8 protein-coding genes are annotated in these 9344 nt (G+C 41.6%); 1 reads left to right on the plus strand and 7 read right to left on the minus strand.

Going from position 1 to position 9344, the window contains the following annotated elements; translation table 11 throughout:
- Positions 1–210: 210 nt before the first annotated feature.
- From TY49_RS03235 to TY49_RS03260, 6 genes are all read right to left on the minus strand, one after another.
- Positions 211–1344, minus strand: coding sequence for a glycerate kinase (locus TY49_RS03235; protein ID WP_041964470.1), 1134 nt, complete (start codon positions 1342–1344; stop codon positions 211–213).
- Positions 1345–1432: 88 nt separating this feature from the next.
- Positions 1433–2701, minus strand: a complete 1269-nt coding sequence (locus TY49_RS03240) for a GntP family permease (protein ID WP_041964471.1) — start codon at positions 2699–2701, stop codon at positions 1433–1435.
- 122 nt (positions 2702–2823) lie between these two features.
- Complete coding sequence (locus tag TY49_RS03245; protein WP_041964472.1) at positions 2824–3936, minus strand: sugar diacid recognition domain-containing protein; 1113 nt, start codon at positions 3934–3936, stop codon at positions 2824–2826.
- 103 nt (positions 3937–4039) lie between these two features.
- Positions 4040–4453 carry a CoA-binding protein gene (locus TY49_RS03250; protein WP_041964473.1) on the minus strand — a complete coding sequence of 138 codons (414 nt, stop codon included), beginning with the start codon at positions 4451–4453 and terminating at the stop codon, positions 4040–4042.
- 101 nt (positions 4454–4554) lie between these two features.
- Entirely contained in the window at positions 4555–5865 is a 1311-nt protein-coding gene (locus tag TY49_RS03255) for a purine/pyrimidine permease (protein WP_041964474.1), read from the minus strand.
- A 205-nt stretch (positions 5866–6070) separates the two neighbouring features.
- A complete protein-coding gene (locus TY49_RS03260; protein WP_041964475.1) occupies positions 6071–7507 on the minus strand; it encodes a phospholipase D family protein in 1437 nt (478 codons plus the stop codon).
- A gap of 255 nt (positions 7508–7762) precedes the next feature.
- Between TY49_RS03260 and plsY the strand changes: the two genes are divergently transcribed.
- Positions 7763–8350 carry a glycerol-3-phosphate 1-O-acyltransferase PlsY gene (gene plsY, locus TY49_RS03265; protein ID WP_041964476.1) on the plus strand — a complete coding sequence of 196 codons (588 nt, stop codon included), beginning with the start codon at positions 7763–7765 and terminating at the stop codon, positions 8348–8350.
- A 143-nt stretch (positions 8351–8493) separates the two neighbouring features.
- On the opposite strand, the gene TY49_RS23795 is transcribed toward plsY, so the two are convergent.
- Positions 8494–9344, minus strand: an 851-nt coding sequence (locus TY49_RS23795) for an STAS domain-containing protein (RefSeq protein WP_156972596.1), incomplete at its 5' end; no start/stop codon positions are given.

Genomic DNA, 9344 nt, shown 5'->3' on the forward strand with positions numbered 1-9344 from the left:
TGTATTAACTATAGTTAAACATTTCCAACTTTCATTTTACTATGTAGCTATTTTTATTACAAATACCTTTTACCTAATACCACCTTTAAGGTGCTTTTTTATTTTCTACATATATCTTATATATATTTATTCGAATTCTAACCTTTTTAAACATAAAAAACCGCGATGCTGATTTGCAGCACGCGGTTTTTTCATAGTTTTTACAAATAATTACTTGCCAAGTTTGATTACGGATGCGATGTTTGCGGCAATTCTTTCAACATACTTACTGGCGTTTTCGAACGCGTCTTCTAAAGCAATGACACCTGGTACTATGCTGAATACCGCGTCGATTCCATGTTCGTGTACTACCTCACTGTCTGATGCTACATTACCCGCGATCGCGATGACCGGAACATTTTGTCGTTTCGCTGTCCTGGCAACGCCGATCGGGGTTTTACCGAAAATTGTCTGGCCATCAATCTTGCCCTCTCCTGTAATCACAAAATCGGCATTTAATAGATGGGTTTCAAGCTTGGTTGCCTCCAGAACAATGTCAACGCCTCTTTTTAACTCGGCAGACAGGAATGCCATCAATCCACCACCAAGTCCTCCTGCAGCGCCAGCGCCTGAAACATGTTCAATATCCTTGCCAAGATCGGTACGAATAATATCAGCGAAATGGTGAAGGTTGTTGTCCAATACTTCAACCATTTCTTGAGTTGCCCCTTTTTGCGGTCCGAAAATATGTGATGCGCCCCTCATACCTGTTAACGGATTATCTACATCGCATGCTACATCAATTTTTACCTGTTCCAACCGATTATCTATTCCAGCTATGTTAACCGCAGCAAGCGAACTTAATGCCCCTCCGCCCTCACCAATTTCTATCCCATTAGTATCAAGAAGCATGATGCCAAGGGCTCTTGCCATGCCAGCTCCTCCATCATTCGTGGCACTGCCACCTATCCCGATGATGATATGTTCAACACCATAGTCCAGAGCCGCGGCGATCAATTCACCTGTCCCCCGGGTTGTAGTAATCAGCGGGTTTCTCTCTCCAGGAGGTACAAGATGGAGTCCGGATGCGGCAGCCATCTCTATGACCGCGGTCTTTTCATCGCCTAAAATTCCGAAAAATGCTTCAACCGGAGTACCAAGCGGTCCTGTTACTGTTTTAGTGATAATCTTCCCTCCTGTTGCATCAACGAGGGATTGAACGGTTCCTTCGCCTCCATCTGCCATAGGTACCTTTACGAAGCTTGCTTCTGGGAGGATTTTTTTCATGCCATTTTCGATCGCTGTAGCGGCCTCAAGCGCGGTAAGGCTTTCTTTAAAAGAATCAGGTGCTATTACAATTTTCATGCTCGTTTTCTCCTCTCATTGAATACTGGAGTATTATTACACTGAAGTGAAAGGTCCGGCCTTCATAGAAAATCCAGACCCATTTTACTTAACCGAAAAACTTGAAGATACCAAAGATTAGTGTCGATACGATTGCAAGCGTCAAACCGACAGCTGTTTCGTAAGGAATCAATTTTAAACGTTCTTTGATTTCCATGTTGACACTTCCGCCTGTTGCGTGGAAGAAGCTTCCGTGTGGAAGATGGTCAAGTACAGTTGCACCAGCGTGAACCATTGCAGCACCTGCTAATGCAGTGACACCCATTTCAAGAATCGTTGATCCGAATACCTGGGAAGCAACTGCTGTTCCTGCTGTTGTCGAAGCAGTAGCAGCCGACATGAAAATACCAGATACAGGGGCAAGAACAAATGCTGGAAGACCAAGTGCATCCAGGCTGTTAATCAGGACATCCTTTAAACCTGAATTAGCGATGATTCCCGCAAGTGTACCTGTACCAAGGAGCATAATAGCTACACCAGACATTTTGCCGAGACCTGCCACTGCATAGTCATTGATATGTCGGATTCGGCCCATTGCAAGAGCTCCGGCAATCCCTCCTGCAGGCAAGGCGATCATTGGATCGATGTTTATATCAAACAAAGGTCGAAGTGCAAGCAGGATGATTGTCACCAATGGCGCGACAATCGCTGGGACAATTAATGGAAGTTTCCCTTGAACTGTTGTTTCACTTTCCTGAGCCGTAACGTTAGAGCCTTTATTAACTAGCTTCTTAGCCAAAATATAAGTGACAGTCAACCCGAAAATAGCGGGGATGATTCCAGCAGCCATGACAGAAGTCAATGGAATTTGGAAAGCATCTGCTGCTGCTATTGCATTCGGATTCGGCGACATGATATTGCCAGCCTTACCGCCACCAATCATCGCAAGCAGGATAGCTGTTTTGGAAATACCAGCTCTATTTGCGATTGCAAGTGCAATCGGCGCAACAGTGATAACAGCAACATCAACAAATACCCCAACAGTAGTAAGGATCATTGTTGCGATCGCAAGTGCAAGCAGTGCTCGCGTCTCGCCGACCTTTTTAACGATTGTTTCTGCGATTACTGCAGCAGCACCCGATTCAATCAAGACACCAGCAAGGACACCAGCAGCCAGGATTCTTAAAACTGCGGGTATAATTCCTTTCGCACCTTCCATCATTAAGGCAACAGTATTCGTAACATCCACTCCGCCTACAAGTCCTCCGATCAAGGCTCCGGCGATCATTCCATATGCTGGTGAAACTTTCTTTAAAATAAGGAAAATAGCTACAATAAGTGCAACGATTGCGCCGAAAGCGCTTACTTGAATATCCATCGTGATGCCTCCTATAAATCATTTTGTAACTCCATTGTAAGCGCTGTCTTATTTATTTACATTAGTCAAACCATCAAAAAAAGACCTGTAATACAACAGATCTTTTGTGCATTTGCACAATTTCATTCTAGTTCATTATTTAGAAACGATAAATACAAATGAAGGAGGTCAGTCGTTTTGCGGGGATCCTTTCCGGTTATTTCTGTAATTTTATCAAGACGGTATCGAAGCGTATTACGATGTACAAACAATTCTTGCGCAGCCTTGTTCATGTCTCCGTTTGTTTCGATAAACGCTCTTAACGATTCTGTGAGCTCTCCCTTTACATCCTTTTCTTTTAATGAATTATAGAAAGGCTGTAAATCTTCCGTCAGGCCAGTTTTTGAAGAATTTAACAGAAATACTGGGAGATAATAGTCTTCATACATGAAAATGTCTTTTTGGGGCGTCAATTTCAGGCCGGATTTTAGTGTGTACACCGCCTGGCGGTAGGACTTTGTAAATCCTGACAATCCTTCATGGTATTGACCAACGCCAATTTTCACCTCGATGTTCCCACTCTTTCTTACCCCATTAAGCCATCCTTCTGTTATCTTTTTTAGGTAATGATCAATGTTGATCGGAGGAACCCCTTTTAAAATAACAATCCTTTCATGCTGCATCAGTAACAGGTCTTCTTTTTGCAGTCGGCTTTTTAAGTATGAGAATGTTCTCTTACGGTCCGAAGTCATGATGACAATAGCTGCCCGGGCCAGTTCCAGATCAATTCCCAGACGCATTGCCCTTCCCAGGAAAAGCGGGTCATGTTTGCCTTCATAATGAATGATTTGGCTGACAAGCTCCTCTTTAAGCCTCTGATCCCATTGTATTTCATTTATCAATACTGCCTGCTGAAGGCTAAGCTCAGCAGCCATGCGTACAAGTTCTCCGAAGTTTCTAATTTCATCGGGGGAACCAGTAATTCCTATAACGCCCAGCATTTTCCCATCAAAATAAATGGGCAAATTGATGCCTGGCTTTACACCATGGAGCCTTAATGCCTCATTTTCGGTTATTTCAAAACCGGTCCCTTGTTTGATCACAATGACTGCACCATCATGGATATCATCAATGCGCTTTTTGTCGCCTGATCCAATAATAACCCCCTGGTTATCCATTATATTGATATTTTTGCCGATGATCCCCATCGTCCTGTCTACAATTTCTTGAGCTAGCTGTTTGGTTAATAATTCCATGTCAAAATCCCTGCCTTACCCACTTGGATACCTATCATTATGGCCGATTATATGCGGAAACAAAAGAGAAGCGTGAGAACATAAGTCCCCACGCGTGCAAACATTATTTTGTTAAAGCATGTTCCACCTTGATGCATCTGTCCATGATTACGGTATAACCTTTTTCTTTGAGGAAATTATAGGCCTCCTCATTTTCAAGTCCTAACTGTGCCCAAAAGACATCGGCATCAATTTCCGCAAATTCCTTCGCGACCTCCATCAAGTATTCCGAACGGCGGAAAACATTTACGATATCCACATGGCCTTCGATCTCTTTAAGTGTTTTAACAGCTTTAACTCCAAGTACCTCATCAACAGTTGGATTGACAGGAATAATATCATATCCCGCTGATTGCATTGCCTCCGATACCATATAGGAAGTCCGCTGTGGATTGTCGCTCAATCCCACAACGGCAATCCTTTTTGCCTTCTTAAGGATTTGGCCGATTTCTTCCCGGCCTGGATTTTTAATTGCCATATTATCTCACTCCTATGGATTATTATGACCCTGAGTTTATTTTATCTCACAATTATGAAGACTCAAACCAAACTGCCTACCCATAATGTATGAAAACCGTTTTATAAACTACGAGATTCTAGTTTGTCCATACTTCTTTTCTTCATTAATGTGAATTGGTCAGTGATAACGGCAATCAAGGTACCTAGGATTAAACCATTGTTAAGGATGGATACAAGGACAGGCGGTGCGTTGCGGAAAGCTTCCCCTGGAAGAAACATTGCTCCTACACCAGCCAGCAGCGAAGTTCCAATGACGACCCGAACCCTATTTTTATCGTTCTCACGGTCGAATTCCGAAAAAGCAATCCCAATCATATTGACGAATATAACAAATGTGACTGAATAGCCAACAGGTGCAGGCAGTGACGCGAACAATGACATCACATGCGGCAGCATGCTGGCAACGATGATCAGCAATGAACTTATGATAAAAGGCATAATTCTTATAATTCCAGTTGTTGCGATAAATCCAGCTGCACCAGAGATGGGGACAGACCCAATCGCCGAGAAAACCCCTCCAAGAAGCTGATTGATACCGGCTGTAAAACCGCTGGCCCGATAGCGGAAATCAGCATTTTCAGACCCCATATCTTTTAAAACTTGTCCAGTAACCCTTATGCTAGCTAGCATATTGGTGATTAACAGGAATGTGATAAAGATGGAAGTCACGATTAACCCTGAATCGAAGATGGGCTGCCCGAAAGCGAAAACCTCCGGAATGGCAATTGCTGCTCCTTTGTATCCTTCGTACGCTTTTCCTAGGTCCAATATTGAAAAAGCCACCCAGCCAGCGGCCAGGCCAATCAAAATTGCATACTGGCTAACCCATTTAATTTGATGTCGTGTCAGATAGAAAGTAATGCCAACCAAGAAAATGCTGAAAATAGCGATTGGAAGACTGACCTCGGTTCTTCCGCCACCAAGTCCCACCATTCCATTAAGGAATGAGCCGCTTAATTGAATGACGAGCAAGAGCAAATAAATCCCGCTCACTACGGGTGTAAACAGCTTTGCCAGTTTATCAATAAGCTTGAATAAGCTTAGCAGGAAGAATACAATTCCGCTGATGATCATTGCTCCTTCTAAAGCCTGCAGAGTTTCAAAGTTTGATGAAAACAGAGTCGCACTTAACCCTGCATATATTGTAAAAACACCCCACCAAAGACCTGCTGGCCCCTCGTTAATTGGCATGCGATGCCCGATCAGGGCCTGCAATAGACCGGAAATACCCAATACAAACATCGTCCTTTGAACAAGTCCTGTCGTCTCCAAATCATTCAATTGGAATAAATCTGCAATCGCAATTGGAGCAACGATTGAACCAGCAATAATAAATGCCATCCACTGTATGGCTGATAATAATGTTTTCATTTAAAATCTCCATTTTCTTGGCGTAATAGTTATAAATATTTACAGAAATTAAATTCATTTTTTATAAGTGAGAGGATATTTATCCTAATTCTATAGGAGACAGCCTTTTTCCTTCGCCTATAATAATATCGTACTTAAGGATGTTGTAAATAAGAAGTGATTTCTACCGAATAAAAAAGGCATCCAATTCAGGATGCCCTTTCCGTTAATAGCTTGTGAACCATAATATCCTCTGAATCCAGTAAATAATATATTTAAAGGGAGTCAGTTTGTCCTTATTTTCTTCATAATCAAGCGTGAATCTGGCTCCGTCGTTATTCCAAATCCTATTGAAATACTGGTCAACATCTTTTATGACTTGACTGTCAGATGAAGCTGTTATCTTCATGTTGGTTTCAAGGTTTAAATCATCGAGATTCCTTCTGGTGAAGTTGGCGGAACCTCCGAGTATCACGCTGTTTTTACCACGGTCAAAGAATATCATTTTTGCATGATATTGCTCCTGGCCAGCATTATACCATTTTATTTCGATATTATCGCTTCCAAATTCCATAATTTCTTCTGAAACAGGAATGTTGGGTAGGCCCGATTTCTGATTGCCAAACGCATTCGTATTTGGATCTAGTATAATTTTGATTTTCGCTCCCCGATCGGCTGCCTTGTCGATTTCGTCGATGACCTTCCTTTCGGCCAAGTAGAACATACCAATCCAAATTTGATCTCCCTTCCCTGTCTTTTTCAGTTCATTCTGGAGATGCTTGAGTATTTTCCCTTCCGTTAAAATCTGGACCTTAATAGCCCCTTTCTCTTCTACAGGTGTGTAATCAGGAAGGCTTCCTCCTCCAGAGAAATCAATTACTGCCTGCTCAGATTCTAGAATGTCCCGTATTATATCTCCGCTTGTTTCAAAGGCTATATTTGAGTGGAACCCGCTTGCATCATGGGGATTCGCGGATGCCACGATAGCAGTTTTCTCAGTGACGAACACTTTCCGGTGATTAGCCTTAAGGTTCATAAGCTCCAGATAGGAACGAAGCGTCACGTCCGGAGCATTCTTTGCCATCGGATTTGGAATCCAGCCTTCTCCTGATTGCCCAAACCACTGGAAAAACACCCTCCACACACCTGTATATAATGGATTGGAATCCCTCAGTGGATCTAGATTGGTGAAAATAACTTCTATGTCATTATCACGAAGTTCCTTCAAGATTCCCGATTTATGGGAACCATATGTTAAATTAATTTCATCAGTGATGAATACAATTGTTAGATCCTTATGCTTTTTCTTCTGGGCTATAAGTTTTTCACCGATAGATTCACTTATTTCCGGATAACCCATATCTTCTTTGTAATAGCCATTGAATAAAAACATATCCAGGACGATGAAATCCTCCGCTTCCTCAATCCTTTTCATTACCGTATCGAATATTTCATGCTCATACTTTTTTTCACCATCTATCCCCTTATAGGTTAAATCATATAAAAAGCGGACATCCGTGACGTTATGGATTTCTCCCTCATACGATAGGCCTTTTGGGAGATCTTTGTGCGTATGATAGACAGCGGTGGCGATGACTATTAATGCCAGCATGATTAAAATCAATAACGGTTTTCTCTTAGACAAACTCTTTCCAATCCTCATTTAGAAGGACTCCTTAAGGTTTATTAATATACCTACTTATTCACTTATTCAACAAGTTATAAACTTAGCAAGCAAGGAATATAGGCCGGTTAATGAGTGAAATTGTTATGGTTTTAATCTTATTGCAAATAGAAAAGATACTATATAATTAGCTGGCCATAAGTCCGTAATCAGTTTTGTTCAAGATTTGCATGGAGTTTTTAAAAGAACATGGTAAAATAAAAGAACCTTAAAATCTTAAAAGGAGAATATTTCATGGCATTAAACGCAATCATCATTATTCTAGCTTACTTGCTTGGATCAATACCTTCTGGACTTATAATCGGAAAAGCATTTTATGGCAAAGACATCCGGGAACATGGGAGCGGGAATTTAGGCGGTACAAATACATTCCGGACATTGGGGGTAAAAGCTGGTTTAGTAGTAAGTATTGCTGACGTCTTGAAAGGAACTCTTGCAGCTAGTCTGCCTTTACTTTTGAATGCTGATGAGCTCCATATGCTTTTAGTAGGGGTATTTGCTGTAATTGGACACATGTACCCTATTTTTGCAGGATTTCGAGGCGGCAAAGCGGTCGCTACTTCCGGTGGTGTTTTACTGGCGTACATACCGTTATTATTCTTACTCATGCTCATTATCTTTTTCATCAGCTTGTACATAACAAAGTATGTTTCTCTTTCTTCCATTCTAACTGGTATTGCAGCGTTCATTTACTCTCTGTTTACCCAGGACCTTCCGCTGATTGTGGTTGTCGCTGTCCTGGCTACCTTCGTTATTTACAGGCACAGGGCTAATATTGAGAGAATCCGCAAGAAAACCGAGCCGAAAATCAAGTGGCTTTAATATCTGTTAACAGCAAAAAAATTAGCCGTCAAACCTTGATAAGGTTTGACGGCTTTTTTAGCCTAAGGGCTCTGTTATATTGGGCTGTCGATTTACCGTTCCAGTCGCTTCGCTTTCCTGCTAAACAATATGATTGCGCTTTACTATTTTCGGACGATCCCAAAGGCCTTTAGTGCCTGTCCCAGATTGTTATACATTTTGACGTTATCGAAATTGATGCCAAGAGTAACGACTGAGTGTGCCAATTCAGGCCTCATTCCTGTCAGGTTCACGTCCACTCCAGTAAGTTTAAGGCTGTCTATTATTTTGAAAAGCTCTTGCGCGACCATTGTATCAACTATGAAAACACCAGAAAGATCCATGATCAGGCAGTCAACTTCTTTATTATTCGTTTCACGCAGAGTATGCTCCATCAAAATTCTTGCTCTATGAGTATCAATATCGCCAATGATCGGCAGAACGGCCAATCCATCAACAATGGAAATGACAGGTGTACTTAGTTCATCAATGACCTCCTGCTGTGCTCTGAGGCGCTTATTGGCCAGTCCAGTATAGGAATTCGTGAAAGTGAGGATCAGATTGTCAATGAAGTCGTTAATGAGATTGCCAACGCTTAAGCTTTCCCCCGCACCAAGATCAATCGTTTTATCTGCCAAATCAGAGAGTTCTTCCCACAATGCACCGCGGATACTATGAAAATGGTGAACTGATTGACTAAGCGAAAGACCTAATCGCACTTTATCTTCACTCACCCGTTTCCCCCAATCGTTAATTCTCTCGTCATCTGATTGCCCTATTAAAAAACTTTCTAGCAAATGAATTAGTTCTTTTATTTGTTCTTTATATAAATTGACTTTTGTTTGGTGTGTTAATTTGATGTACGCTTCTGGCTGATTTTTATCAATTGAATTTAATATATTGGTTGTTACATTTTCTTCTCTTTCAATCAAGAAATTTTTAAATAAGCGAATTGCTCTATCCATCTCATAGCTCC

Source organism: Mesobacillus selenatarsenatis SF-1, from assembly GCF_000813125.1.
GTDB lineage: Bacteria > Bacillota > Bacilli > Bacillales > Cytobacillaceae > Mesobacillus > Mesobacillus selenatarsenatis.

Coding starts and splice junctions, on each gene's coding strand:
- TY49_RS03240 (WP_041964471.1), bottom strand. CDS start 2,701: ATGGATATTCAAGTAAGCGCTTTCGGCGCAATCGTTGCACTTATTGTA.
- TY49_RS03250 (WP_041964473.1), bottom strand. CDS start 4,453: ATGGCAATTAAAAATCCAGGCCGGGAAGAAATCGGCCAAATCCTTAAG.
- TY49_RS03255 (WP_041964474.1), bottom strand. CDS start 5,865: ATGAAAACATTATTATCAGCCATACAGTGGATGGCATTTATTATTGCT.
- TY49_RS03260 (WP_041964475.1), bottom strand. CDS start 7,507: ATGAGGATTGGAAAGAGTTTGTCTAAGAGAAAACCGTTATTGATTTTA.
- plsY (WP_041964476.1), top strand. CDS start 7,763: ATGGCATTAAACGCAATCATCATTATTCTAGCTTACTTGCTTGGATCA.
- TY49_RS03235 (WP_041964470.1), bottom strand. CDS start 1,344: ATGAAAATTGTAATAGCACCTGATTCTTTTAAAGAAAGCCTTACCGCG.
- TY49_RS03245 (WP_041964472.1), bottom strand. CDS start 3,936: ATGGAATTATTAACCAAACAGCTAGCTCAAGAAATTGTAGACAGGACG.